Annotated in this window: 22 protein-coding genes; 7 read left to right on the forward strand and 15 right to left on the reverse strand. The window is 70.8% G+C overall.

Features of this window, described 5'->3' with window-relative positions; all coding sequences use genetic code 11:
- Positions 1 to 45: 45 nt before the first annotated feature.
- From kduD to FB391_RS16495, 8 genes are all read right to left on the reverse strand, one after another.
- Entirely contained in the window at positions 46 to 810 is a 765-nt protein-coding gene (kduD, locus tag FB391_RS16460) for a 2-dehydro-3-deoxy-D-gluconate 5-dehydrogenase KduD (RefSeq protein WP_141896181.1), read from the reverse strand.
- Positions 807 to 1,694, reverse strand: a complete 888-nt coding sequence (locus tag FB391_RS16465) for a fumarylacetoacetate hydrolase family protein (protein WP_141896182.1) — start codon at positions 1,692 to 1,694, stop codon at positions 807 to 809. The genes kduD and FB391_RS16465 overlap by 4 nt, the downstream gene beginning before the upstream one ends.
- Complete coding sequence (locus FB391_RS16470) at positions 1,691 to 2,875, reverse strand: glycoside hydrolase family 88 protein (protein WP_141896183.1); 1,185 nt, start codon at positions 2,873 to 2,875, stop codon at positions 1,691 to 1,693. The genes FB391_RS16465 and FB391_RS16470 overlap by 4 nt, the downstream gene beginning before the upstream one ends.
- Before the next feature lie 43 nt (positions 2,876 to 2,918).
- The gene (locus FB391_RS16475; protein WP_141896184.1) at positions 2,919 to 3,626 is read right to left on the reverse strand and encodes a ferredoxin-NADPH reductase; all 708 of its coding nucleotides are present in this window, start codon (positions 3,624 to 3,626) and stop codon (positions 2,919 to 2,921) included.
- Positions 3,627 to 3,630: 4 nt separating this feature from the next.
- Entirely contained in the window at positions 3,631 to 4,593 is a 963-nt protein-coding gene (locus tag FB391_RS16480) for a carbohydrate ABC transporter permease (RefSeq protein WP_141896185.1), read from the reverse strand.
- A complete protein-coding gene (locus tag FB391_RS16485; protein WP_141896186.1) occupies positions 4,593 to 5,525 on the reverse strand; it encodes a carbohydrate ABC transporter permease in 933 nt (310 codons plus the stop codon). The genes FB391_RS16480 and FB391_RS16485 overlap by 1 nt, the downstream gene beginning before the upstream one ends.
- Before the next feature lie 139 nt (positions 5,526 to 5,664).
- Entirely contained in the window at positions 5,665 to 6,972 is a 1,308-nt protein-coding gene (locus FB391_RS16490) for an ABC transporter substrate-binding protein (RefSeq protein WP_141896187.1), read from the reverse strand.
- A gap of 50 nt (positions 6,973 to 7,022) precedes the next feature.
- Positions 7,023 to 9,020, reverse strand: a complete 1,998-nt coding sequence (locus tag FB391_RS16495) for a DUF2264 domain-containing protein (RefSeq protein WP_141896188.1) — start codon at positions 9,018 to 9,020, stop codon at positions 7,023 to 7,025.
- Between the two features lie 160 nt (positions 9,021 to 9,180).
- On the opposite strand from FB391_RS16495, the gene FB391_RS16500 reads away from it, so the two are divergent.
- Together FB391_RS16500 and FB391_RS16505 are read left to right on the forward strand one after the other, a co-directional pair.
- Positions 9,181 to 11,256, forward strand: a complete 2,076-nt coding sequence (locus FB391_RS16500) for a heparinase II/III domain-containing protein (RefSeq protein WP_246093577.1) — start codon at positions 9,181 to 9,183, stop codon at positions 11,254 to 11,256.
- Positions 11,256 to 12,362: a substrate-binding domain-containing protein gene (locus tag FB391_RS16505; RefSeq protein ID WP_141896190.1), complete on the forward strand. Its 1,107-nt coding sequence runs from the start codon at positions 11,256 to 11,258 to the stop codon at positions 12,360 to 12,362. The genes FB391_RS16500 and FB391_RS16505 overlap by 1 nt, the downstream gene beginning before the upstream one ends.
- Before the next feature lie 5 nt (positions 12,363 to 12,367).
- Here the strand turns inward: FB391_RS16505 and FB391_RS16510 are convergent, their stop codons facing one another.
- The 3 genes from FB391_RS16510 to FB391_RS16520 form a co-directional block, all read right to left on the reverse strand.
- Positions 12,368 to 13,351, reverse strand: coding sequence for a Gfo/Idh/MocA family protein (locus FB391_RS16510; protein WP_141896191.1), 984 nt, complete (start codon positions 13,349 to 13,351; stop codon positions 12,368 to 12,370).
- Positions 13,352 to 13,551: 200 nt separating this feature from the next.
- On the reverse strand, positions 13,552 to 14,451 hold the full coding sequence (locus tag FB391_RS16515; protein WP_141896192.1) for an EamA family transporter: 900 nt from the start codon (positions 14,449 to 14,451) through the stop codon (positions 13,552 to 13,554).
- A complete protein-coding gene (locus FB391_RS16520; protein ID WP_185843153.1) occupies positions 14,448 to 15,719 on the reverse strand; it encodes a serine hydrolase domain-containing protein in 1,272 nt (423 codons plus the stop codon). Before FB391_RS16520 ends, FB391_RS16515 begins: the two co-directional genes overlap by 4 nt.
- Positions 15,720 to 15,799: 80 nt before the next feature.
- On the opposite strand from FB391_RS16520, the gene FB391_RS16525 reads away from it, so the two are divergent.
- Both FB391_RS16525 and FB391_RS16530 read left to right on the forward strand, forming a co-directional pair.
- Positions 15,800 to 16,126 carry a DUF2470 domain-containing protein gene (locus tag FB391_RS16525; RefSeq protein ID WP_141896193.1) on the forward strand — a complete coding sequence of 109 codons (327 nt, stop codon included), beginning with the start codon at positions 15,800 to 15,802 and terminating at the stop codon, positions 16,124 to 16,126.
- Positions 16,127 to 16,185: 59 nt separating this feature from the next.
- On the forward strand, positions 16,186 to 16,839 hold the full coding sequence (locus FB391_RS16530) for a biliverdin-producing heme oxygenase (protein ID WP_141896194.1): 654 nt from the start codon (positions 16,186 to 16,188) through the stop codon (positions 16,837 to 16,839).
- Positions 16,840 to 16,845: 6 nt separating this feature from the next.
- On the opposite strand, the gene FB391_RS16535 is transcribed toward FB391_RS16530, so the two are convergent.
- Positions 16,846 to 18,228: an ATP-dependent DNA helicase gene (locus FB391_RS16535; RefSeq protein WP_141896195.1), complete on the reverse strand. Its 1,383-nt coding sequence runs from the start codon at positions 18,226 to 18,228 to the stop codon at positions 16,846 to 16,848.
- Positions 18,229 to 18,374: 146 nt separating this feature from the next.
- Complete coding sequence (locus tag FB391_RS16540) at positions 18,375 to 19,475, reverse strand: DUF4832 domain-containing protein (RefSeq protein WP_246093578.1); 1,101 nt, start codon at positions 19,473 to 19,475, stop codon at positions 18,375 to 18,377.
- Between the two features lie 110 nt (positions 19,476 to 19,585).
- Here FB391_RS16540 and FB391_RS16545 point away from each other — a divergent pair, with 110 nt between their 5' ends.
- Both FB391_RS16545 and FB391_RS16550 read left to right on the forward strand, forming a co-directional pair.
- The gene (locus FB391_RS16545) at positions 19,586 to 19,813 is read left to right on the forward strand and encodes a hypothetical protein (RefSeq protein WP_141896197.1); all 228 of its coding nucleotides are present in this window, start codon (positions 19,586 to 19,588) and stop codon (positions 19,811 to 19,813) included.
- A 246-nt stretch (positions 19,814 to 20,059) separates the two neighbouring features.
- Entirely contained in the window at positions 20,060 to 21,118 is a 1,059-nt protein-coding gene (locus FB391_RS16550) for a hypothetical protein (protein WP_141896332.1), read from the forward strand.
- A 1-nt stretch (position 21,119) separates the two neighbouring features.
- Here FB391_RS16550 and FB391_RS16555 read toward each other — a convergent pair whose 3' ends face one another.
- Positions 21,120 to 23,099: a bifunctional copper resistance protein CopD/cytochrome c oxidase assembly protein gene (locus FB391_RS16555; RefSeq protein ID WP_141896198.1), complete on the reverse strand. Its 1,980-nt coding sequence runs from the start codon at positions 23,097 to 23,099 to the stop codon at positions 21,120 to 21,122.
- 118 nt (positions 23,100 to 23,217) lie between these two features.
- A complete protein-coding gene (locus FB391_RS16560) occupies positions 23,218 to 23,505 on the reverse strand; it encodes an HU family DNA-binding protein (protein WP_018173542.1) in 288 nt (95 codons plus the stop codon).
- 300 nt (positions 23,506 to 23,805) lie between these two features.
- Between FB391_RS16560 and FB391_RS16565 the strand changes: the two genes are divergently transcribed.
- Positions 23,806 to 25,749 carry a right-handed parallel beta-helix repeat-containing protein gene (locus tag FB391_RS16565; RefSeq protein ID WP_141896199.1) on the forward strand — a complete coding sequence of 648 codons (1,944 nt, stop codon included), beginning with the start codon at positions 23,806 to 23,808 and terminating at the stop codon, positions 25,747 to 25,749.
- Positions 25,750 to 25,797: the final 48 nt, after the last annotated feature.

Below are 25,797 nucleotides of genomic sequence, written 5' to 3' on the forward strand. Positions count from 1 at the left end.
CTCCTGGTTCTGCGTGTTCTGTTCGGGTGTGAGGATGCCGGCGGCCTAGCGGACGAGCCAGCCGCCGTCGACGGGGATGATGGCGCCGGTGACATAGGCCGCGGCGTCCGACGCGAGGAACACGAAGACGCCCTGCAGGTCGGACGGCGTGCCCCAGCGGCCGGCGGGGATGCGCGACAGGATCGACGCGGCGCGGTCCTCGTCTGCCCGCAGCGGCGCGGTGTTGTCGGTGGCCATGTAGCCCGGCGCGACGGCGTTGACGGTCACGCCGGCGGCGGCCCACTCGTTCGCGAGCGCCTTGGTGAGACCGGCGACCGCGTGCTTCGAGGCGGTGTAGGCGGGGACGAGGATGCCGCCCTGGAACGAGAGCATCGAGGCGACGTTGACGATCCGCCCGCCACCCTGCGCGATCATGTGCCGACCGGCCGCCTGCGACAGGTGGAACACGGCGTCGAGGTTGATGGCGAGCACGTCGTCCCAGTCCGACATCGGGTAGTCGACGGCGGGGGAGCGGCGGATCGTGCCGGCGTTGTTCACGAGGATGTCGAGACCGCCGAGCTCGGCGACGACCTCGTCCACCGCCGACGACAGCTCGTCCGGAGTGGCCGAGACGAGATCGCGCTGCACGCGGTGCACGCGGCGGCCGGTCTGCTCGATGAGCGCGGCGGTGTCGGACGCGTCGCCGCGGTCGAGCAGCGCGACGTCGGCGCCGGCCTCGGCCAGCGCGAGAGCCGCGCCCTGGCCGAGCCCGCGACTGGAGCCGGTGACGAGGGCGACCTTTCCGTCGAGGCGGAACGAGTCGAGGATCATGCGATGGCCTCCTGGGCGTCGGCGGTCGCCGGCGCGGCGGCGACGAAACGGGTGGTGAGCTCGCCGATGCCCGAGATGCGCACGGTGACGGCGTCGCCGGGAGCGAGCGGGCGGTGTGCCTCCTGGGCGTCGGGGAGCTTCTGCGGGGTGCCGGTCGACACGACGTCGCCCGGCTCGAGGGTGAGCACCTGGCTCAGGTGGTGGATGACGTACGCGACGCTGAAGATCGTGGTCGAGGTGGACTGCGACACGGTCACGACCCCGTCGCGCACGACCTCGACCAGGAGGTCCTGCGGGTCGCCGACCTCGTCGGGCGTGACGACCCAGGGGCCGAGCGGGGCGAACCCGTCGGAGCACTTGCCGAGCGCCCACTGGCTCTGCCGCCGCTGCCACGCGCGGTCGGATACGTCGTTGAGGATCGTGTAGCCCCCGACGTGGTCGAGCGCCTCCTCGAGCGACACGCGCTGGGCCCGGCGGCCGATGACGACCCCCACCTCGCCCTCGTAGTCGACATCGGTCGCGCCCGGCGGGATCACGACCGGTTCGGTCGGTCCGGCGAGCGTGTTCGAGGTCTTGACGAAGACGTCGGGGTACTCGGGGTCGTTGGCCGTCGGGTCCACGCCGTCGGGCACGTGCCCGCGGTAGTTGTACCCGAGGCACAGGATCTTGCCGGGCGTGACGGGGGCGACGAGCGCGCCGTCATCGAGAAGCGGCAGCGACGAGGCATCGGTCGCGTCGACCGCCGCCTGCGCCGCATCGAGGGCCGCGGCATCCGCGAGCAGCTCCGCGACGGATCCGGCGAGCCCACCGAGATCGAGCAGCCGGTCGCCGACGACGGCGGCGGGCCGGGGCCCGGTCTCGCCGGCGTACGTGACGAGTCTCACCAGTACTTCTTCCACTCGGGCTTGGCGACCCGCATGAGGGCCTCGAGGTAGAAGTAGTCGCCCCACAGGGTGCCCTCGTCGACGCCGTTGCCCTTCGGCAGGTCGTACACGGAGTGCAGGATGAGGGCGTCCGAGTCCTCGGCGGCCGCGGGCGTGTAGTTCGCGATGAGCGAGGCCAGGATCGCGTGCGCCCGGGCCGTCCACTCGGCGGCGCGGCCGGCATCCACCTCCACCGAGGCGAGCTCGATCAGGCCGCACACCGCGATCGCGGCGGCCGAGCTGTCGCGCGGGGCGTCGCTGCCGTCCGTGTAGACGAGGTCCCAGAACGGCACGTCGTCGGCGGGGAGGTGACGCAGGAAGTACTCGGCGCAGCGACGGGATGCCTCCAGCAGCTGCTCGTCGCCGGTCACGGCGTAGTTCATCGCGAAGCCGTAGATGCCCCACGCCTGACCGCGCGCCCAGCATGACTCGTCGGCCGCACCCTGTTCAGTGCCGCCGCGCAGGGCCTCGCCGGTCTCGGCGTCCCAGTAGAAGGTGTGGAAGGTCGAGTCGTCCTCGCGCAGGATGTGCTCGCGCAGCTGGGCGGTGTGGCGGCGCACGGCGTCGTCGAACCGCGGCTCGCCGGTCTGCTCGCCGGCCCACGTCAGCAGCGGCATGTTCATGAGGCTGTCGATGATGGTCCGACCGCGCTGCGCAGGGTCCGACAGGTCGCCCCACGCCTGGATGATGCCGGCCGGCTCCAGGAAGCGGCGCATCAGGTGGTCGGCGGCCAGCAGCGAGGCGTCGCGCGCGGCCTCGTCGGCGCCGAGCCGCCACGAGGCGACGGTCGACAGCGTGTAAAGGAACCCGAGGTCGTGGGTGTCGAGGTCCTCTTCGGCGCGCACGCGGCGCTCGAAGTCGGCCACGTCGACGAGGGCGGCCTCGCGGTAGTCCTCGGCGCCGGTGAGCTCCCACGCGAGCCACAGCATGCCGGTGCGGAAGCTGGTGGTCCAGCCGCGGTTGCCGCCGAGCGGGATGCCGCCCTCGGCAGGACGCGGCTCGTACCGGTCGTCGACCGTGGTGTCGTCGGGGTACGCGGGGCCGAACTTCGCGATGTTGCGGCGGATCGTCGACAGGGCGTCGGCGATGGCGTCGTCGACCTGGGGGGCTTTCGTGCCCGAAGCAGGCGAGGTGGACGTCATGGAGGAATCCTTCGGAGTTGGAGGAGGAGTGGATGCCGCGGCCTCAGGCGCGTGCGGCGGCCGTCTCGTCGAGATCGAGCACAGGTCGGAGGGTGAAGCGGGAGTTCGTCCACGCGAGGTACAGGGCGGCGGATGCCGTCAGCCCGAGGCCGAGCGCCGGCGCGGTGGCGAACACCGCGGCCTGCACCGCGAACGCGACGAGCGACACCGCCGTCAGGTACCAGCGCCGCAGGCCCAGGTGCAGGCTCGCGCGCAGCACGTCGCGGAACCGCGCCTGCGGGACCTCCGCGAACGCGACCAGCGACAGCAGGCCGGCGCCCAGGGCGAGGAGGCCGAGCACGCCCAGCAGCGGGACCGTGAACACGGCTGCCGGCGAGGCCGCCAGCATCCGCACGTCCACCAGCAGCACGACGATCACCGCGGTGACGGCTGCGCCGATCACGAGTGCGCGCCACCAGGTGTCGCGCAGGCCGGCGACGAACGCGCGGATCGGGCCGAGCCCGCCCGCGCCGTGCTCGCGGAACGCGCGGAACGCGGCGGCGACACCCGGCGCGGCGAGCGGCGCGGCGAGCGCGAGCAGCGGCCACGAGTAGGCGGGGTCGGTCGTCACGAGCAGCGCCACGAGCGGCAGGCACGAGATCACCAGCAGCAGGTTCACGATCAGGCCGAGGTAGATCATCCCGATGAGGGACGCCCACGTGTCGTGCGGGACGAGGCCGTTCAGCTTGGAGAGGAAGCCGTTCTTGCTCATGGCGTCACCCCTTCAGCCCGCTCGTCGCGATGCCCTCGACGAAGTACTTCTGGCCGAGCAGGAAGATGACCGCGATCGGGATGACCGAGATCGTCAGACCCGCGAACAGCAGCGCGTAGTTGGTGTCGAACAGGTTCGAGACGAAGCCCTTGAGACCGAGCTGGATCGTCCACAGGTCGGGGTTGCGCAGGTAGATGAGCGGCCCGAGGTAGTCGTTCCAGGTGTTGACGAACGTCAGCAGGGTGAGGCTCGCCAGCGCCGGGATCGACAGCGGCAGCATGATCTTGCGCCAGATCGCGTACTCGCTGAGGCCGTCCAGGCGCGCGGCCTCCGACAGCTCCTCGGGGATCGTCTCGTAGAACTGCTTCATCAGGAACACGCCGAACGCGCCGAACGCCTGCAGCAGGATGATCGACCACAGGGTGTTCGACACCTTGAAGTTCGACAGCATGATGAACTGCGGGATCATGTACGACTGCCACGGCACGGCGATCGTTCCGACGTAGAGCAGGAACAGGACGTCGCGGCCGCGGAAGCGCATGCGGGCGAAGCCGTACGCGGCGAACGAGCCCGTCAGCACCTGCAGGAAGGTCACGACGACCGCGAGGAACAGCGTGTTGCGGATCCAGACCAGCATGTTCGACTGGGTCCAGATGTCGACGTAGTTCTGCCACACCCAGGTCTCGGGCAGCCACTTGATGGGCACCGAGAACACCTCGTTCGAGGACTTGAACGAGCTCAGCACCATCCACACGAACGGCGTCAGCAGGCCGATCGCGAAGATGATCAGGGCGATGTACATCAGGATGCGGCCGATGCGGCGTCCCGGGGTCAGCTTCTCGCCGTCCCGGCCGCGCTTGGGCTCGTTGCCGTCGGCCAACTTGCGCAGGCTCCGCACGGCGGCGGTGGGAGGCGTGAAGTCCGAGACCAGGCGGTCGGCGGCATCCTTCTCGAGCTGCTCGGCCATCACTTGTTCCCCCTCTTGTTCCACAGGAACTGGATGATGGTGACGATGATGCACATGAAGAACAGCACCACCGCGGCCGCCGACGCGTAGCCGAACTGGCTCTCTTCGAAGCCCTTGCGGTAGATGAACTGCGACATCACGAGCGTCGACTGACCCGGACCGCCGTCGGTCATGACGAGGATGAGGTCGAAGATCTTGAACGAGTTGATCGTCAGCATGACGGTGACGAAGAACATCGTCGGGCGCAGGCTCGGCAGGGTCACGTTGGTGAACCGCTGCCACGTGTTCGCGCCGTCCATGCGCGCCGCTTCGTGCAGCTCGCGCGGCACCGTCTGCAGGCCCGCGAGGAACAGGATCATGTAGTAGCCCATGTCGCGCCACGTCGACACGATCACCACGGCCGGCATCGCCCACTCGGGCGACGTGAGCCAGCCGGGAGGGTTCTGGATGCCGATGAACTTCAGGAACTCGTTGATCGGGCCGTACTCGGGGCTGAAGAGCAGGTTCCACACGACCGCGATCGCGACGATCGAGGTGATGTAGGGGAAGAAGGCGGCGGTGCGGAAGAACGCGACACCGCGGAGCTTGTTGTTCAGCAGCAGCGCCAGGCCCAGCGAGACGACGATCGTCAGCGGGATGTGCATCACCGAGTAGTAGAGGGTGTTGACGACCGAGATGCGGAAGCTGCCGTCGCCCATGAGGCGCGTGAAGTTGGCGAGCCCGATGAAGTCGGCCTTGCCGAAGACGTTCCAGTTCGTGAACGCCATGTAGAAGAGGATGACGATCGGCACGAGCGTGAGGACGCCGAAGCCGATGAAGTTGGGGAGGATGAAGCTCCACCCGATGAGGGTGTTGCGCAGGCGCAGCTTCGAGCGCCGGCGGCGCGCGGGCGGCGGCGCGGTGCCGGCCTCGGTGGCGGTGATGGTCGCCATGGCGGACCTCCAGAGGGGCCTGTCGGGAGTGGGTGCTGGTGCGGTGCCCGGCCCGCCCGCGGGGAGCGGACCGGGCACCGGGTATCAGTCCTTCGACGGGCTCAGGAACCGCGGTCCCTGAGCGGTCGAAGGGGATCGATCAGTCGGTGCCGACCTCGTTGGCGACGCGGTCCTGCGCCTCCTTGATGGCGTCGGCCGGCGACTGCGAGCCCGACATGATGGCGGTGTGCATGTCGCCGAGGATGCCCTGGATCGCGGCAGCCTTGTCGGAGGTCGGGTTCTCGGGGTGCACCTCGTGCGTCGAGTACGCGAACTTCGACAGGTCGTCGGTGGGTGCACCGTCGACCGAGAAGTACGTGTCGACGACCGCGTCGGTCAGCAGCGCCGGCGTGATGCCGATGCCCGCGAGCACCTGGGCGCCCTCTTCACCGGCGGCGAAGGCGAGGAACTCCTTGGCGGCGGCGACCTTGGACTTGTCGATCGCGGCGTTGATGGCGAGGCCGGTCGGGTCGCCGAAGGTCACCGGGGTGTTGTCCAGGCCCGTGGTCTTCGAGGACTCCTGCGGGATCGGCGCGATGCCCCAGTCGAACGAGTCGGCGTCGCCCGACGCCTGCTGCGCGATCAGCGTCGCGACGAACCACGTGCCCATCGGCATCATGGCCGCGTTCTGCTTTCCGAACTCGCCCTGGTAGGTGAGCTGGTTCGCCTTGGCGGTGTTGTAGTCGACCTGGTCGCCGGCATCCTGCATGGCGAGCTGACGCTCGTAGAAGGGCTCCATGTAGTCGTACTTGCCCTTGAGGATGTCGCTGTCGGTCTGCGCGTTCGCGAAGCCCTGGACCGTCGACTGCCAGTTGTGCAGGTAGGCGCCCTTGGCGGCGCTGCCCGCGGAGGTCAGGCCCGCGGTCAGAGCGTCGGCGGCGTCGGCGTAGTCGTCCCACGTCCAGCTGCCGTCGGGGTACTCGACGCCGGCCTGGTCGAAGAGGGCCTTGTTGTAGTACAGCACCCACGAGTCGTTGCGGTACGGCACGGCGTAGGCGGTGCCGTCCACCTCGTAGGACTTCGCACCGCTGATGCCGTCGGGCAGCTCGACGTCGGACACGTCGAGCAGCTGGCCGCCGTTCACGAAGGTCGGGACGTACTTGACCTCCTTCTGCGTGATGATGTCGGGCGCGGAGCCGGCGGCGAGGTCGGCGGTCACGAGGGTGTTGTACTCGGTGGGGTCGTAGCCCTTGAGCTCGATCGTGACGTCGGGGTTCTTCTCGTGGAACGCGTCGGCGAGCTTCTGGAACTCGGGCGTCGTGTCCAGGCTCCAGCCCGACATCGTGAGGGTGACCGGGCCCGACGACTCCTCCGGCGCGGCGGCGTCGTCGCCGCTGCTGCTGCAGCCGGCGAGGGCGAGCGTGGCGACCACGGCGATCCCGGCCGCGGCAGCGTATGAGCGCTTCATACTGTGGGTACTCCTTTGTGATTGCGGACCCTTCCTCGGGCCCATCGGGTTCACCGGTCCGCGTCGGGCGCGGGTCCGGGGTTCGCGAGGCGACTGGTGGTCGCCGTCCCGTCCGGCCAGGTGACCGTGACGGTGGTGCGGTCGTCGGTCTCGACGACGGCGGCCGCGGTCGCATCGACGGGCGATGCGAGGTCTTCGGTGGTGAGCTCGACGAGCGTGGCGATCCACGCACTCGGCTCGACAGGGTAGGTCACGACCGGCACGATCGCGACGGGCCCGAGCGGGCTGGCGTCGAAGCGCTCCTCGACGCTCGCGACGCCGTCGCCGAGGATCGAGTGGATGCCGGAGGCCAGGCCGTCGGCGACGGCCGAGGCGGCGGCATCCCGAGCCCGTCCTTCGACGGCCCCGGCGGCGAGCGCCCATCCTCCGACGCGCAGGCGCAGCGCACCGGCGTCGACGCCGGGTTCGAGGGAGTCGACGCGCGTGAGGCGCACCTCCCATGGTCCGCGCAGCAGGGAGTGGACGGTGACGACGCCGGCGAGCTCGACGTCACCCTCGATGCCCGACCCGTGGCGGTGGGCCGCGGGGCGCGGCGTGATCCAATGCGCACGGGAGACGGATGCCGCGATCGCGACCCGTGCGTCGCCTTCGCCGTCGACACGAACGTCGACGAGGTCCATGGCGGCGCGATGGGTGGCGCGGCCCGCGGCGTCGACGAGCGCGACGGACTGCTCCAGCGGCTCTTCCCACGCTGCCTGGTTCGCGAGCGGGCTCGTGGCGGTGGAGTAGCCGATGCGGGCGTACAGCGGGGAGTCGCCGACGAGGGCGCCGTCGGGAGCGTGGTCGCTGCCGTGGTTGGCGATGCGCACGATGCCGTCGGCCGCGGTGCCCGAGACGGCCCAGCCGGCCGCGCGGACGACGCGCACGTCGTCGCCGGTCTCGACCGGCAGCGCTGCGGCTTCGGCGGCCCACACCGGGTGGTCTGCGGGCAGCGAGATCCCGAGCAGGCCCTTGACGGCCCAGTAGGGCGAGCCGGGGCCGGAATACGACTGCGCGAGCTCGCGCCACTCGTGGTGCCAGCCCATCGTGAGCACGGCGTCCTCGCCCGGCGCGTCGTGCGCAGTGAAGTGCGCGACCACGGCGTTCGCGGCGCGGCGCAGCTGCCCGAGGGGCACCGAGGGCACCTCGGCGATCGCCCCGACCCAGAACGGGGCCGCGGCGGCGAAGCGGTAGATGAGGCTCCGGCCCTGGACGAGAGGCGAGCCGTCGGCGCCGACCAGCGCGACGGCATCCTGCAGGAAGCGGTCCAGGCGCACGACGTCGCCGGCGGTGCGGCCGCCCGCGAGCTCGTCCGCGCCCTGCATGCGCGACCACAGCACGGGGTAGGTGTGCAGCGCCCAGCCGACGTAGTGGTCGTACGAGCGCTCGAAGCCGTCCGAGATCCAGCCGTCATCGCGCACGAGGGAGTCGTGCAGCGTCAGGTCGTCGGCGATGTCCTGGGCCGACCACGGGCCGCCGACCGAGCGCAGGAACGTCTGCACGACGACGCGGAACCACAGCCAGTTGGTCTTCGGGTACGTGGTGTCGCCCACGACGGGCGCGAGGTAGTCGACGACGCGCTGCTGCGTGACGGCATCCAGGCGGTCCCAGATCCACGGGCGGGTCATGTCGAGCACGAGCGCGAGCGATGCGGCCTCGACCTTGGCCTGCGCGTGCTCGTCGAGCCGCACCCAGCGGTCGGCGGCATCCGGGTCGACACCCGTGACGATGCCCCGCCGGTAGAAGTCGGCGAGCTCTTCGGTGCCTTCACCGCGCGCACCCGCGATGCGGAAGCCGGCGAGCAGGAACGTGCGGGCGAACCCTTCGAGGCCGTCGACGTCGTGGCCGTAGCCGCCCTCGGCGCCGGGGAAGTGGATGCGGCCGTGGCCCGGCGACGCGTACGAGCGGGCGGTGTCGAGCAGGCGATCCGCGAAGGCGATCCATTCGTCCCGGGTCCAGTCGGCATCCACCGCGGTGCGTGCGGATGTGCCGGGCTGCTGGAACGTCACTGGGATCTCCCTTGATCGATTTGTCGCCGTCCGCCCCGCGTGAAGAGCGAACGTTTGGGACTGTATCAACCCATTTCGTTCATTGCAAGACTGTTTTGGATTCGTTATGATCGTTTATGATCGCTTTGCGAGTATGGTGAATCAACGAGGAGGATCCCCTGTGACCGCAACCGTCCCCGCGACCCGGACTTTTCGGGGCCGCCTGGCCGAGACGTACGAACGTCAGGCAGGCACGGACGCCGCCGGCTTCGCGACCGCCCTCGCCGGCGTGCTCGCGCCGCCCTCGCGCGCGCTTCCTGTCGCCTCGGCCGACGACCGTTCGGTGTGGGCTCCCGGCGGCAGCGCCGATGCGGTCTCGATCGACGGCATCCTCGAGCGCGCCGAGGCCGACCTCGATCAGCCGTGGCCCGTGCCGCTCGCCTCGGCGGCGGCCCGCCTCCACGATGACGGCAACCGCGAGGGCTGGGAGAGCGTGCTCTACGAGCGGCAGCGCCGTCTGTCACGTGCCGCCGTCGCCGCGGCCGTGCACGCGGACGATCCCGTGCGCGGGCGCCGCTACCTCGCCGAGGTGCTGGACGGCGTGTGGCTGTTCTGCGAGCAGAGCTCGTGGTGCTGGCCGGCGCACGACGACGCCTTCCGTGAACGCGGTTCCGTGCTCCCCGTCGTCACCGCCCCGTACCTCGACCTCGGCGCGGGCGAGGTCGCGAGCCTGCTCGCCTGGGTCGACCAGCTGATCGGCGACCGGCTCGAGGCCCGCTACCCCGGCATCCGCTCACGTGTCCGTCACGAGATGCGCGTGCGCATCTTCGAGCCCTTCACGCGTCGTCGCGACTGGCACTGGCTCGGCCTCGACGGCGATGTGCACAACTGGAACCCCTGGATCCACGGCAACGTGCTGGTCGCCGCGCTGCGCCTGCTCGACGACCCGGCCGAGGCCGACGAGCGCACCGCGATCGTCGCGCTGGCGCTGGAGGGCATCGACCGCTATGTGTCGGTGCTGCCCGAGGACGGCGCGATCGACGAGGGCTACGCGTACTGGTGGAACGGCGCCTGCCGAGCGCTGGAGGCCCTCGACGTCGTGCGTCACGCGACCGGGGGAGTGCTCGATGCGTCGGGCATCACGGCCCTGCGCGAGACCGTGGCGTTCCCGCATCGCATGCACCTCGGCGCCGACTGGTACCTGAACCTCGCTGACGGCCAGGCGCGGGTGTCCGCGGCTCAGCCGTGGCACGCGCTGCATCGCGCCGCGCTGGCCGTGGGCGATCGGGATGCCGCCGCCCACGCCGCATCGCACCGCACGCCGGGCTCTCCGGCGGCGATCGAGCACCCGGGCTTCGGGAGGCTGCTGCGCGGCATCACCGACCCGGCCTGGATCGCCGCATCCCAGGAGTCCTCGCCCTTCCCCCGCGATGTGTGGCTGCCGTCCACGCAGGTGCTGCTCGCCCGATCGCAGCGCGGCACGTCCCGGGGGCTGGCCGTGGCGACCAAGGGCGGCCACAACGGCGAGCACCACAACCACAACGACGTCGGATCGTTCATCGTCGCCTCCGACGGCGTGCCGGTGGTGGTGGATGCCGGGCGCCCGACCTACACGCTGCAGACGTTCGGGCCCGACCGGTACGACATCTGGACCATGCAGAGCGGTTGGCACAACGTGCCCGTGATCGACGGCCAGGAGCAGCCGCCGGGCGCCGAGTACGCGGCATCCGGAGTCGAGGTGCACGTCGGCGACGACTCGGTGTTCTCGGCGGAGCTCTCGGGCGCCTACCCGGCCGCCGGCCCGTGGCGCCGCACCGTGCGGCTGGACCGTGCGGCCGCGCGCGTCGTGGTGGCCGACGACTGGACGCCGGCGCGCGCAGAATCGGATCCGCGTGTGCGGACCGACGAGGCGACGCGCCGGGGGACGGATGCCGCCGACCCGCGTGTCTCGTCGGACCTCCGCATCAGCGGATCCGATTCTGCGCACCCGGGGCGCACCGAGGTGCGTCTGCTGCTCGCCGGTGAGGTGCGGCGGGAGGAGGATGCCGTCGTGGTGACGCCGCTCGAGGGCGCGACGCCGGTGCGCATCTCGTGGCCCGCGGGCGTCGAGGCGGCACTCCTCGTCCGCGAGCTCGACGACCCGGTGCTGTCGAGCGTGTGGGGCGCGAAGCTCACCCGGCTCGATCTCGACGTCACCTCCCGCGACGGGATCGCGGTCACGGTAGAACTGGACCAGACGAACGCGGAGGACGCCTGATGACCGACCAGACACCGGCACTGCTGGCCGCCGAACGGCGCGCCCACGTGCTGGCCTCGCTCGAGCGCGACGGCGCCGTGCGGGTCGCTCAGCTGATGGACGAGCTCGGCGTCGCCCCGGTGACGCTGCGCCGCGACCTCGCGCAGATGGAGCGCGAGGGGCTGCTCGTCCGCGTGCACGGCGGCGCGGTGCCGACCGCCGGGTCGCTCGACGACATGGACTCGGCTGCCGTCGCGACCGCCGCCCGCGCGGGGTCGATCGCGATGCTCGTGCCGTCGCTGACGTTCTACTACCCCACCGTCGTGCGCGGCGCGGAGGCCGAGGCCACCCGCCACGGCATGCCGGTGGTGGTGCGCGGCGCGTCGTACGAGCTGCAGGACGAGCGGCCCGTACTCGAGCGCCTGGCGCATACCGAGGGCGTCCGCGGCCTGGTGCTCGCCCCCAACACCGACACCCCGCACGCGCAGGACGTCGTGCAGTGGCTCGCCGAGTGCGGGCTCCCGAGCGTGCTGGTCGAGCGCGACGCGGTGCTCCTGCCCGAGGGCAGCCCGGTCGAGAACGTCACCACCGATCACGCGCTCGGCGCCGTCCTCGCCGCGCGCCACCTCGCGTCGCTCGGTCACCGCCGTGTCGGCCTCATCATCGCCCGGGACTCGCCCACGTCACGCAAGATCGCCGCGGGCTGGCATGCGGCGTGCGCCGAGCTCGGGCTGACGCCGGCCGATCAGTTCGAGACGAGCCTGCCGCCGCGCACGAGCCCGGACTTCTCGTCCGTCGTGGACTCGACGCTCGACGCCGCGCTCTCGAACGGCGTCACCGCGATCCTGGTGCACTCCGACCCCGAGGCGATGGCGTTCGTCGACCTCGCGCTCAACCGGGGGATCTCGGTGCCCGGCGACCTGTCGGTCGTCGCCTACGACGACGAGGTCGCCGAGATCTTCACACCCCCGCTGACGGCCGTCGCGCCGCCGCGTCACGAGGTGGGCCGCGCCGCCGTCGACCTCGTCATCCGCCGGCTCGAAGACCCGACGCGTCCCGTGCACCGGGTGGTGCTGAACCCCACCCTCAACGTTCGCGGGTCGACCGCCCCGCCGCGCGGGGCCTGACCCGATCAGCCCGAGACCGCGGCAGCGCGCCAGTCCGTCAGCACGCGCGCCGCCGCCCGCGTGTGCGACCACGGCATCTGCGGCACCTCGAGCCTGCCCTCGACGAGGGCCAGCGAAAGGGCGTCGGCCTCGGCCGCCATGGGCTGCACCGTGGGCACCTCGATGATCTGCTCCTGCCCGTCGCGGCGCACGATCAGGCGGGATGCGCTCTCGGTCCGGTTGCCCCACGCATTCGGCAGCACCACCTCGGCGTGGGCGAACCGCACCGTGACGACCTCGTCCAGATCCTCGAGGATCGACGTCGCGATCGCCGCGGTGACGCGGCCGAACGCGAGTTCGACGGATGCGGTGCCGTCGACGCCGCCCACCTGCTGCGCCTCGAACCGCCGGTACTCGGGCGCGTCGATCGGCTCGCCCGCCGCCGCGGCGAGATCGATCGCGAGCGCGAGCGGGTAGCAGCCGATGTCGAGGATCGCCCCGCCCGCCAGCGCCGGATCGAACAGGCGCCCCGTGCGCGCCGTCGCCGCCGACCCCCTCGCGCCCTCGAAGCGCTCCAGCGCACCGAGCTCGCCGCCTGCCGCGAGGTCGCGCAGCGTCTGGGCGAACGGCCCGAACCGGGTCTTGAACGCCTCGAGGAACGGCCGTCGCGCCCGCGCGGCCGCGTCGAGCATCCGCTCCACGTCGCCGAACGTCGGGGCCGCGGGCTTCTCGCACAGCACGGCCTTGCTCGCCTCGAGCGCGCGGATCGCGAGGTCGGCGTGCGTCGTGTGCACTGTGCCCACGTACACCGCGTCGACGTCGTCGCGGGCGAGGATCTGGTCGTACGTCCCCGACGCCTGGGCGCCGTGGGTGCGGGCGAACGCCGCGGCCCGTTCCGGCGACGAGCTGCCCACCGCGTGCAGCACCCCGTGCTGCGACGCGCGAAGGCCCACCGCGAAGTCCTGGCTGATCGCTCCCGGGCCGAGCACGGCCCACCTCGTCGGCGTCATGGCCCCGATGCTACAGAGCCGCGACGCGCGGCCGGCGGCGGGGCCCGTCTCGGTCCGCCTCCGTGCGTTCCCAGATCAGGAGATCTGGCGGACACAGGACGATTCCGGCGAGATTGTCCTGTTCTCGCCAGATCTCCTGATCTCGGACGGTCGAAGGATGCCGCAGAGCGGGGACCGCCGTGCGAACGGGGATGCCGGGCTCACGCGATCGGCTCGGCCGCCTCACGCGCGGCTCGGGCCGACGAGCGCACCGCTCCGATGCTCGCAGCAATCACCAGCGCGATGCCCGCGAGCTCCAGCCAGGTCATATGTTGGCCGAGGAATATGAATCCGGCGAGCGAGGCGGTCGCCGGCGCGAGGCTCATCAGGATCGCGAATGCGGCGGCCGGCAGACGGCGCAGCGCGATGAGCTCGAACGCGTACGGGATGGTCGACGAGAGCACCGCGACCGCTGCACCGAGTGCCACGATCTGGATACTGAACAGGGCGGCGCCGGCATCCACGATCCCGAGCGGGAGCGAGATGACCGCGCCGACCGCCATCGCCAGCGCGAGACCGTCGAGCTTCGGGAACGCCCGGCCCACGCGCGCCGAGGCCAGGATGTAGAACGCCCAGCTGCCGGCGGCGCCGAGCGCGAACAGCACGCCCAGGGGGTCCAGTCGGTCCCATCCGCCGCCGCCCAGCGCGACCACACCGGCCAGCGCGAGCAGCGCCCACAGCCACGCCGATGCCCGGCGGGCGGCCACGATCGACAGCACCAGCGGCCCGAGCACCTCGATGGTGACCGTGACGCCGAGGGGCAGCCGCTCCAAGGCCAGGTAGAACAGGCTGTTCATGAGCGCGAGGACGAGCCCGAACAGCGCGACGGAGGTCCAGTCCCGCCGCGAGTGGCCGCGCACCCGTGGGCGGGCGATGAGCAGCAGCACGAGCGCCGAGAACACGAGGCGCAGCATCACCATGCCGAGCGGCCCGACCTGCGGGAACAGCAGGACCGCGAGCGACGCGCCCACCTCCTGGCACGCGAGGCCGGCGATGACGAGAAGGATCGCCGGGGTCGTCCCGCCGCGCGAACCCGCCGCGGCGCCCGGACCCGGGGTCACTCGGAAGCGGGCGGTGTGCACACCGCCAGCGACGCGACGGCCTCGCCGTACTGCTCGGCGGTCCACGGCAGGCCCGCCTCGGGGGCGGTCTCGCCCTCGGCCGCGGGAGCCTTCGACGCGATCGCGGCCAGCTGCCACGCGAGATACTCGGCGACGCGGCCGTCGCCGGCGGAGTTGTTGAGCACGACCGCAACGGTGAGGCCCGTCTTCGGGTCGGCGAACGCGGCGGTCAGATACCCGGGAGTCTTGCCGAACTGACCGATCAGCGAGCCCGCGATGAGCGCGCCGCCGTCGGCGGTGTACCAGGACGGCGCGTCGGCGGCCACCGGCAGCGGATGCGCGAAGCGGGTGTCGTCGTCGACCAGCGATCCGCTCGCGAGGGCCTGCACGTAGTGACCCAGGTCACGGATGTCGGTGACGACGCCCGCGTCGGTGTAGCCGCTGCTCGACGAGACGCCGGTGAGGTCGACGGGCGCAGCGCAGTCGAGGGCGCCCTCGGCGTTGGGCATCGACTGACCGCCCTGCAGGGCGCCGGATGACGGCAGATCGCTCAGCGAGGTCGCCTGGAGTCCGAGCGGGCCGGTGACGTAGGTGCGCAGCAGGTCGGCGGCCGACAGCCCGGTGGCGCGCTGCAGCGCGAGGCCCAGCAGGACGTAGCCGGCATCGGAGTCCTTGTATGCATCGCCGGGTGCGCTCGTGCGGGGCTCGCCGAGACCGAAGCTCGCGAGGTACCGCGGGTCCCAGTTGCGCTTCGGGTTGCTGATCCACGAGCCGTAGAGCTGGTCCGTGTACGAGCCGATGCCCGAGGTGCCGTCGCACAGCTCGATCAGCGTGATGTCGCCGAGGTCGGGCACCCCCGACACGTAGCCGGTCACCCGATCGTCGAGCTCGACCTTGCCGTCCGCGACCGCCCCGTACAGCGCGTCGCACGTCATGGCACGGGTGACCTTGCCGGCCCGGAACGTCTGGTCGGCCTTCACGTCACCGCCGCCGTCCGGTCGCTGCGTGCCGAGGCCGGCGATCCATGCGCCGCTCCACGGCGCCCAGACGCCGACGATGGCGCCCGACGACCCCGACGTGCCCATCGCCCGCGTCGCGGCATCCTGCAGCTGCGCGACGATGTCGTCCGGGAACGCGACGTCCACCTGCGCGGGAAGATCGGGCTGCGCGGCGCTCGAGTCGAATGAGCACCCGGCGAAGACCAGGGCCGACATGACGGCACCCGCGATCACCGCGATGGCGCGGCGACTTCTGGAGCGGGTCCGCATGCTCACCCCCCGATGATCGTGCAATGCATTCAAACACACCAGAGTCGTCCTCGCGGTACGGCGGTCCGTAGGGTGTGTGCATGATCCACCGATTCGACGACGCGGCCCTCGCCGGCGTGCTCGGCCACATGAACGGCGACCACGCGGACGACAACCTGCTGATCGCCCGCGCTTTCCTTCCCGAGAGCGGACGAGCGGATGCCGTCGTCACGGCCTCGAGCATGACCGGGTTCGACGGCGCCGGCGGGGTGTGGCTGGCGACGCTCGATGACGGATCGACGGTCGAGGTGCCCGTGCCGTGGCCGTCGGGGATGATCTCGGAGCGCCGGGAGGTGCGCCGTGAGATCGTCGCACTGTACGACGAGGCGTGCCGCCGTCTGGGCATCGAGCCGCGACCGCACGCCTGAGCGGCCTTCTCGGCGAGCTTTTTTGTTAGGTTGCCCTTATCTTCAGTTAGCATGAAGGTATGAGCGACCCGATCCCGTTCTCCACTGCGCTCCGCGAGCGGTCCAGCCGTTCGCACTCCTCGAGCGAGCACGCCGGCTTCATGGCCGACCTCATGAAAGGGGAGGGCACCCGCGAGGACTACGTCGCACTCGTCGTGCAGCACTGGTTCATCTACGAGGCGCTCGAGCGCACGGCCGGCCAGATGCGCAACGATCCCGTCGCGAAGGTCTTCATCTCCGACAAGCTGACGCGACTGCCGGCGCTCGAGGCCGATCTCGAGTTCCTGGTCGGACCGGACTGGCGCGAGCGCATCGAGCCGTTGCCCACCACCCGGCGCTACGTCGACCGCATCAACGAGGTCGGCGCGACGTGGGCGGGCGGCTTCGTCGCCCATCACTACACCCGCTACCTCGGCGACCTGTCGGGCGGCCAGTTCATCGGGCGCCTGATGGCCCGCCGCTTCGGGTTCGAGACGAACGGCATCGGCTTCTACCTGTTCCAGGACATCGCCGACCCCAAGGCCTTCAAGGACGTCTACCGGGAGCAGCTCGACGCCGCCCCGTGGGATGCCGCCGAGCAGGAGCGCGTCATCGACGAGGTGCTGCTCGCCTACCGCTTCAACACGGAGCTGTTCGAGGATCTCGCCACCGCCAAGGCGGCCCAGGTCGCCTGAGCGGGCTCAGACCGCGGGGCCCCGCACGGCGTCGCGCATGAAGCGCTGGACGTCGGCATCCACCTGGATGTCGCGCGGGCGCAGCGGGCGTGACAGGTACAGGCCGTCGAGCGAGGTCAGCCGTGACAGCGCGACGTAGGTCTGTCCGGGAGCGAAGGCGCCCGAGCCGAGGTCGATGATGGCCCGGTCGTACGTCTTGCCCTGCGACTTGTGGATCGTGACGGCCCACGCGAGGCGCAGCGGGAACTGGGTGAACTCGGCAACGATGTCGCGTGTGAGCGTCTTCGAGCCGGGGTTGTACGAGTAGCGGTACTTCTCCCACACCGACGGCTCGACGTCGAACTCCTCGCCCTCGACATCGACCCGCACCGACTCTCCGGCGATCCGGGTCACGGTGCCGATGGTGCCGTTCACCCACCGCGGCGGCTCGCCGAACGAGCCGGTGTCGTTGCGCAGGAACATCACCTGGGCGCCGACCTTCAGCTTGAGCTCGAGGTCGGCCGGGTAGGCGGCATCCCCTCGTCCGAAATCGCCGTTCACCTCCGCGCGCGCGGTCTGCTCGCGGCCGATCAGCTCGTTCAGGTGCCGGCGGTTGATGTTGTTGACGATGTCGTTGCGGGTGGCGAGCGTGATGATGGGATGCTCGCCGTCGGACGGATCCGGCGGACGACGTGCGCCGGTGTCGTTGAGCACCTGTGCGATGTCGGCGGTCACGCGCCCGTAGCGCACGGCGTTGAGCATCGCCTTGAACGCCGGATCGTTCTGCCGGTGGATGTCGATGAGCTCGCGGATGTTGAGCTCGGTGCCGTAGGTGCCGACGTCGAGGATGCCGTCGGTCGCCGCCTCGCCGACCCACACCTTCGCGTCGAAGAACCAGAACGAGCGGTAGTGGTCCTGCACGTACCGCAGCTCGTCGCCGCGGGGCGGGACGGGCGCCAGCTGGTACGGATCGCCGAACATCACGATCTGTGCGCCGCCGAAGGGCTCGGACCGGCGGCCCCGTGCCTGGCGCAGCGCGCGGTCGATGGCGTCCATGAGGTCGGCGTTGACCATCGATATCTCGTCGATGACGAGCGTGTCGATCGCGTTCAGCAGCTTGCGCGTCGCGTCGGACTGCGGCTCGTCGTGCCCGCCGATGATGCCCAGCGGAAGCTTGAACAGCGAGTGGATCGTCTGCCCCTCGACGTTCAGCGCCGCCACGCCCGTCGGCGCGCACACCGCGATCTGCTTGTTCGTGTGCCACGCGAGGTGCTGCAGGAGCGTCGACTTGCCGGTGCCGGCGCGGCCCGTCACGAAGACATGCTCGCGGGTGTCTTCGATGAGCCGGAACAGCGCCTCCTGCTCGGCCGACAGCGCGAGGCCGGCGGGCGAGGGAGGCGTTGTGGTCACCGATTCATGCTAACGACCGGATGCCGCCATCCGGCCGGTCCCGTCGGCGATTGTGGACGGCGTCCGCTCTTTCCACAGGCGCGCGGATGCCGGAGCCCGGCGTCGACCGCGGGCTCCGGCATCCACTCTGCCGAAGGCCGTGCGACTCAGTCGCCGTGCGCGCGATCGCCCGGGTGGACGACGGCGGTCGCCGATCGCGGCGACGCCTCGGCGTCACCCTGGCCGTTGACCGCCGTGACGGTGGCGCGCCAGCGGCCCGCGGGCACGTCCTCGAACGTCGCCTGCGACGCCGTCGCGCTCACCTCGAGCGTGCGCGAATCACCGCTCGCCGACGTGAGTGTGACGCGGTAGCCCGACAGCGGCGACGAACCCTCCGACGAGGGCGCGGCGAACGACACCCGCACGTCCGAGCCGTCGGCCGCGATGCGCGGCTTGGCCACCGCGGCCGGCGTCGACAGTTCGATCGTCTGCTGCAGGTCGTTCACGCCGGCGGCAGCATCCCAGGTGCCGACGTTGGCGGTCTGGATCGCGAACCGCGGGTCGGCAGCGATCGACGGCTCGGCCGCAGGAAGAGCGAGCGACGCCGCATACCGGCCGGCAGGAACCGTCGCGAGAGACACCGAGACGGTGGTGGTCTCACCGGGCGCCCACGTGCGCGCGTCGCCGAGCGGGAGCGTCACGCGGCCCTGAGGGCCGTCCAGCACGACGTAGGCCGGACGCTCGTTATACGGCGCCGCCCAGCCCTCGTTGCGCACGTCGATCTCGAGCGTGGGCGTGGGTCCGCCCGTGACGCGCGACTCCTCCAGCACGAACCGGTACCCGAGGTTCTTCGCGACCTCGACGAGGTTGTCCGCGCGCCACGAGTCGAGCACGTCCTGGTTGTAGTCGCGGTTCAGGTAGCTGTAGTGGTAGCGCGCCATCTCGGCCGACGCCGATGCCCACTGCGACCGCGGCGGGTTCACGTTGCACGTCTCGCCGCCCATCGGCACGAAGCGGGTGTCCGCCTCCAGGTACTCCTGGTCGAGGCTCAGCGGGTCGGAGAGGAACGTCCCCCAGTCGTCCGGCGCGGCCAGGAAGCAGTCGTTGTGGTGGCCGACCCGGCTGACAGGAGTCCCCGAGAACCCCTCGGCCTCGGTCAGGGCGCCCGCTGCACCCGTCGGACGGTCGAAGGCCTGCTGCTTCGAGAGCATCGTGCGCACCTGCACGGACCGGGACTCCGGGAGCGCGGCCAGCAGCGCTGCGGTCACCGCGGTGCGGTTCGCCCAGTCGGCGTCGGTGACGACACCCGGGTTCGCAGGATCGGCGACGAAGTGGTCTGTGTAGTAGCCCGGCGCTCGCCGACCCCCGCGGCCGCATCGTGCAGCGATGGACGACCGACTGGACGCTCGACACGATCGCGGTGGGCGCCGAACAGCGGTTCACGGCACAGCTCAGCACCTCGTCGGTCAAGCCTGGCCGGTACACCGTGCTGATCCAGGGAACGAATCCGCTGCCCTCGGGTCAGCCGGTACGCTTCGCCGATGCCGACCAGGACGCCACTGTCGCCGGCTGGCTGACGCTCGGGCGCACCGCGGTCCGTCCCTGATCCTGATGCGGGGGCACGCGGCGTGATGCCCGCCGGTGCCTCCGCATCAGCCGCAGAACGTCGTCCACAGGACGCAAGACGACACACAGTGGCCTCCCGGCCTGGGGTTTCTAGACTGGTCGGGTGGATCGGGCGGACGTGGACGCGGCATCCGGAGGTGCAGGCGCCCCGGTCTCTGACGCGACCCCCGCGACGACGGCGTCCGCCGCGACGACGGCTCCTCCGACGCCGGCCGTGCCGCAGCTGGTGCAGCCACCCGCGAAGCGGCGCCGGCGCCGCAGCCTCGCTCTCGACCTCACGCTCCTCGGGGTGGTGGGCGCGGTGCTGGTGGCCGCGGTGTTCGCGGCGTGGGGCGTGATCGAGCGGGAGTTCTACAGCCCGTCGGCGTTCGTCGAGCGCTACGTGGGTCTCCTCGCCGACGGTCGGGCCTCGGACGCCCTCGCGATGCCGGGTGTCGCGGTGAACTCGTCCGACCTCGAGGACGCCGGGCTGCCTCCGACGGCGTCGGACGCACTCCTGCGCAGCGCGGCGCTGGCCGCGATCGACGATGTGCGCGTGACGTCCGAAGAGACCGACGGAGACATCACCCGCGTGACGGTCGCCTACACGGCCCGCGGCTACGAGGGCAGCACGACGTTCAGCGTCGAACGCGACGGCTCGGTCGGGCCGGCCCCGACGTGGCGGTTCGCGAAGAGCCCGCTCGCGGTCATGAACCTCACCGTGACCGGGTCGATGAGCTTCGACGTCAACGGATTCCAGGTCGACAAGCGCCAGGTCTCGCCGGACGGGATGGATGCCGACCCCCTCGCGCCCGTGGCGATGCTGGTGTTCTCGCCCGGCCTGTACTCGGTGTCTGTCGACACGGCGATCTCGTCGACGCCGGGCGTCGCGGTGCTGTCGGACAGCCCGTTCCACGCGATCCCGATCGAGGTCGAGGCGCAGGCGACGAAGCAGTTCGTAGACGTCGTCCAGCACAGGGTCGAAGAGTTCCTGACCGAGTGCGCCACGCAGCAGGTGCTGCAGCCGACAGCGTGCCCCTTCGGCTACTTCGTGCAGGACCGCATCGACGACACGCCCACCTGGTCGATCGTGACGCAGCCGACCGTTGCCGTCGAGCCCGAGGGCGCCGGCTGGCGGATCCTGCCGGCCGAGGCCGTCGCACACCTCGACGTCGACATCCGCTCGATCTTCGACGGACGCGTGCGCCCGCTGAGCGAGGACGTGCCGTTCATCGTCAAGGGCACGATCACCGTGCAGCCTGACGGGTCCGCGTCGATCGTCGTGACCGGCCCCGACACGCAGTAGGTCAGCCGCCGGTGCGGGCGTCGCGCGCGGCGAGCTCCGCCAGGTGGGCGTTGTAGGCCTCGAGCTCGGCGTCGCCGGTGCGGTCGGCGTGCCGGTCGCGGCGCTTCGTCTCGCGGTCGTCGCTGCGGCTCCACTGGATCGCGACGGTGATCGCGAGGATCAGCGTCGGGATCTCGCCGATCGACCATGCCACCCCGCCGCCGGTGTACTGGTCCTCGATCGGGCTCGCGCCCCACGTGCGGCCCATCGAGCCGAACCACTCGGCCACCATGAGGCCCTCCTGCATCATGATCGCGATGCCGAAGAACGCGTGCATCGCCATGACGCCGATGAGCAGCAGCAGACGCCCGGGGTACGGGAGGCGGAACGGCACCGGGTCGATGCCGATGAGGGTCATGACGAACAGATAGCCCGTGATGAGGAAGTGCGCGACCATCCACTCGTGGCCGAGGTGGTCGTACAGGGACCACCGGAACAGATCGGTGAAGTAGAACACCCACAGCGACCCGACGAAAAGGCCCGCCGCGACGAACGGGTTGGTGAGGATGCGGGCGACCGGCGAGTGCACTGCCCACAGGATCCACTCGCGCCCACCTCGCGTGCCGTCGTCGCGCTTGTGGATCGCGCGCGCGGCGAGCGTGATGGGCGCACCGGGCACCAGCAGCAGCGGGATCGCCATGGTCAGCAGCATGTGCCCCACCATGTGCATGCTGAACAGATAGTCCTGGTAGACGTTGATGACGCCGCCGGTGACCCACACCAGCAGCAGCCAGCCGATCACCCACATGATCGTGCGGTAGACCGGCCACGCGTCTCCGCGGCGGCGCAGGCGCCACACGCCGACGAGGTAGAAGAAGATCGCGAAGCCCGCGACCACAGCCCACAGCAGGTCGATGTTCCATGCCGTGAACCACTTGTCGATCGTCAGTTCGGGCGGCAGCGGCGCGTCGGTGAGGCGCTCGGCGGGCGTCGGAGCCGCCGGAATGAGGGGCGCCACGGGCGGGGGCGTGCGCGCGAGCGCCGTCGCAGCGCCGCTCGCGATGCCCATCAGGACGATCTCGAAGACGATGAGCGTCCAGAACGACCGGGTGGCCGCATCCTGCGCCCGCATCCTGCCGATGAGGCGCGTGCGGTACCAGGCGCCGAAGAGGCCGAGGGCGATGAGCGCCACGACCTTGACGGCGAGGATCGCGCCGTAGGGAGAGATGAGCGCCGACCAGGTCTGCAGGCCGATCGCCGCGCGCACGACGCCCGACACGGCGACGACGGCGAACGCGGCGATCGCGATGCTGGAGTAGCGGCCCACGGTGTCGGCGCTGCGCTCGCGCGTCTGCAGCGGCCGGACGATCACGATCAGCAGCAGGCCGCCGAGCCACACCGCGGCGCCGATCATGTGCAGGATCAGCGCCGTCATGGCCTCGTGGTGGAAGGCCTCTTCGCCGGAGTGCCCCTGCGTGCCCATCGGGACGAGGGATGCCGCGGCCAGCAGTGCGACGAAGAACGTGGCCGTCCAGGACCGGACGGCGAAGGTCAGCACCGTCAGCGCCGCGCCGGCGATCGTCGTGATGAGCCAGGTGCGGCCGAGCTCGGTCTCGACGATGTACCGGCCGAGCTGCGCACCGAACTCGGGGCCGAGGCCGACGACCGGGTTGAAGGCGTCGATGAAGGTGAGGATGCCGGTGGTCGCGGCCGCGAGGGTGAACACGGCCGCCGAGATCGAGGCGACATCCAGCGCGACATCGAACTCGCGCTCGCCCGCCCGAAGCGTGAACAGGGCCGTCACGAGGACGCCCACCATGCCGGCCGCCGACACGTTGACCAGCAGCGTCACGGTGGGCAGCGCCCACCGGACGAACGGCCCGGGGTCGCCGAGGGCGAGTGCCGCCGCGCCCCCGCCGAAGGCGAGCGCCCACACCATCGCCGCGAGCGCGGTCACGACGAGGAGCGCGGGCCCGGCGGCCCGCAGAGCGCGGGGATTCACCCCCCAAGCCTACGTCGCCGTACCTGGCAGCCCGGTCCGGCGGAGTTGCGGCGCCTGTACAGCGAGAGAGGGGATGCCGCGGGTCGCGGCATCCCCTCTCCGGAGGTCTGCGTCGGGATTACTTGACGGCAGCCTTGAGCTTCGAGCCCGCGGTGACCTTGACGCGCTTGCCCGCGGGGATCTTGATCTCTTCGCCGGTCTGCGGGTTGCGGCCCGTGCGAGCCGAGGTGGCGACCTGCTCGAACGCGAGCCAGCCCGGGATCGAGACCTTGTTGCCGGCCGCGACAGCGTCGGACACGGTCGAGAAGAGGGAGTCGAGCACGCCCGAGACGGCGGACTGGCTCTGGCCGGTCGCGCTCGCGATGCTCGCGACGAGCTCGGTCTTGGTGATGGTCTTGTCGGCCATGTGGTTGTCCTCCAAAGACGACGACTGCCGTCCTGTCATTGCTCGGTCCGGACGGCTGGCGCCCCCCGGCTGGTCGGATCGACCGGGACCGAATGTACCCGACACGACCGACAGTTCCGCGTATTTCTGCGGATTTCTGGAGTTTACGACCGCGTGTCCTGTGATCAGAGTGACGAAAGTGGCCAATGTGCCCGCCCGAGACCATGGACATCGATCGAGTTCGGTCGATAGATTATCGATTACTCACCATCGATAGGAGCGAAGATGCTTCGTACGAACCCGTCCCCACGGCGGAAGATCATGGCAGGAACGACCCTCGGGCTCGCGGCGGCGCTGGCCGCGGCGGGAGCCGCGGCGGCTGCACCCGCGGACGCACCGCGCACGCTCTACGTGGCGGCCACCGCGGGCGAAGGGGGCGACGGCGCGGCACCCGCGTCGGCGTTCCGCACCATCCAGGAGTGCGCCGACGTCGCGGTCGCCGGCGACACGTGCGAGATCGCCTCGGGCACCTACCGCGAGACGGTCACGGTCACGTCGTCGGGCACGGCCGACCGGCCGATCACGTTCCGCGCCGCGCCCGGCGCCGACGTCGTCGTCAACGGCACCGAGCGGCTCACCGGCTTCACCCCCGTGCTGCCGAAGGACCTGGCCGCGATCACGGCGGCCGATCCGTACGCGGTCGACTCGCTGTTCAGCGCAGCCGTGGCGCAGCGCAAGATCTACAGCGTCCCCGTCGACCTCGGCGACAAGGGCGGCGAGGAGCAGGTGTTCCTCGACAGCACGATGTCGATCGAGGCGTCGTACCCGTACCCGGGCACCGACCTGCTCGACCCCGACATCCGCCGCGCCCAGGCGGGCTCGGCGGATGCGACGATCGTCGACCCGCAGATGACGCGGCCTGCCGGGTACTGGGACGGTGCCCGCGCGCTCACGGCGTACTGGTACATCACGACCACGGGCGCCGTCGCGAGTTCGGACGTCGGCTCGATCACACTGCAGACCGCGCCGCTGTGCGTGCACAAAGTCGTGCCGACAGACACCTGGTACCGCCTGTCGGGCAAGATCGGCGAGCTCGGATACCCGGGCGCGCACTACTACGACCCGGTCGCGAAGCGCCTCTACCTCTACAGCGACGACAATCCCAACCGTCACTTCATCGAGGCGAAGAAGCGGCAGCTGGCGTTCGATCTCACCTCGGCCTCCGGCATCCATCTCGAAGGTCTCGGCCTGTTCGCGTCGTCGGTGCAGACGGGCACCTCGAGCACGGGCGTCGTGCTCGACGGCGTCGACGCGAAATACCTCAGCCACTACTGGGACGTCACCCGCGGCGCCACGAACTGCGGCGAGAACGTGACCCGCGGCGTCGGCGACACCGGCATCGTGCTCAACGGCACCGGCAACACGGTGAAGAACAGCACCATCCAGTACAGCGCCGGCAACGGCATCGCGCTGCGCGGCTGGGGCAACACCGCCATCGACAACGTCATCACCGACGTCGACTACGCGGGCACGTACGCGGCGCCCGTCGCCGTGCAGGGCCACAGCCAGACCGTCATGTACAACACGATGGCCCGCGTCGGCCGCAGCGGCGTCAACCTGCAGTGGAACGGCGTGGCGGGCACCGTGCCGGGACCCGACCGCATCGCGCACAACGACATCTCGGGCTACGCGAGCCTCAGCGTCGACACCGCCGCCATCTACACCTGCTGCTCGTCGCGCATGGAGGGGACGCAGATCGACCACAACGTGCTGCACGACCCGAACGCACGACCGGGCGGGGTGTATCCGTTCGGCATGTCGGGCATCTACGCCGACAACGGCCAGAGCGACCTGCGGATCCACAACAACGTCGGCTGGGGCAACCCCGAAGGCACCGTGGAGCTCAACGGCCTCGGCTCGGGCAGCCGTGACAACCTCGTCTACAACAACACCGGCGGCATGACGCTGTTCTACGTCAAGGGTCCTGGCCAGTCGACGGGAAGCGTGGTGACGAACAACATCGGCCCGATCAAGGGGCTCACCGGGGCCACGGACGGCGGGCTGACGCTGTCGAACAACCTGATGGACGGCGACCCGCTGTTCGTCGACCCCGCGAACCACGACTACCGTCTGCAGGCCGGCTCCCCGGCCCGCGGTGTCGCGACCCCGCTGCCGCCGTACACCGACGGCTCGACCGACGCGGTGCCGAGCCTGGGCGCGTTCCAGTACGGCGCGCCCGCCTGGACGGCCGGCGCCCGCCGCTGAGCCTGTGGAGAGTGGATGCCGGGGCCTCCGGCATCCCCTCTCCCTCCG

The sequence above is a fragment of the Microbacterium kyungheense genome (assembly GCF_006783905.1).
In the GTDB taxonomy this organism is placed as follows: domain Bacteria; phylum Actinomycetota; class Actinomycetes; order Actinomycetales; family Microbacteriaceae; genus Microbacterium; species Microbacterium kyungheense.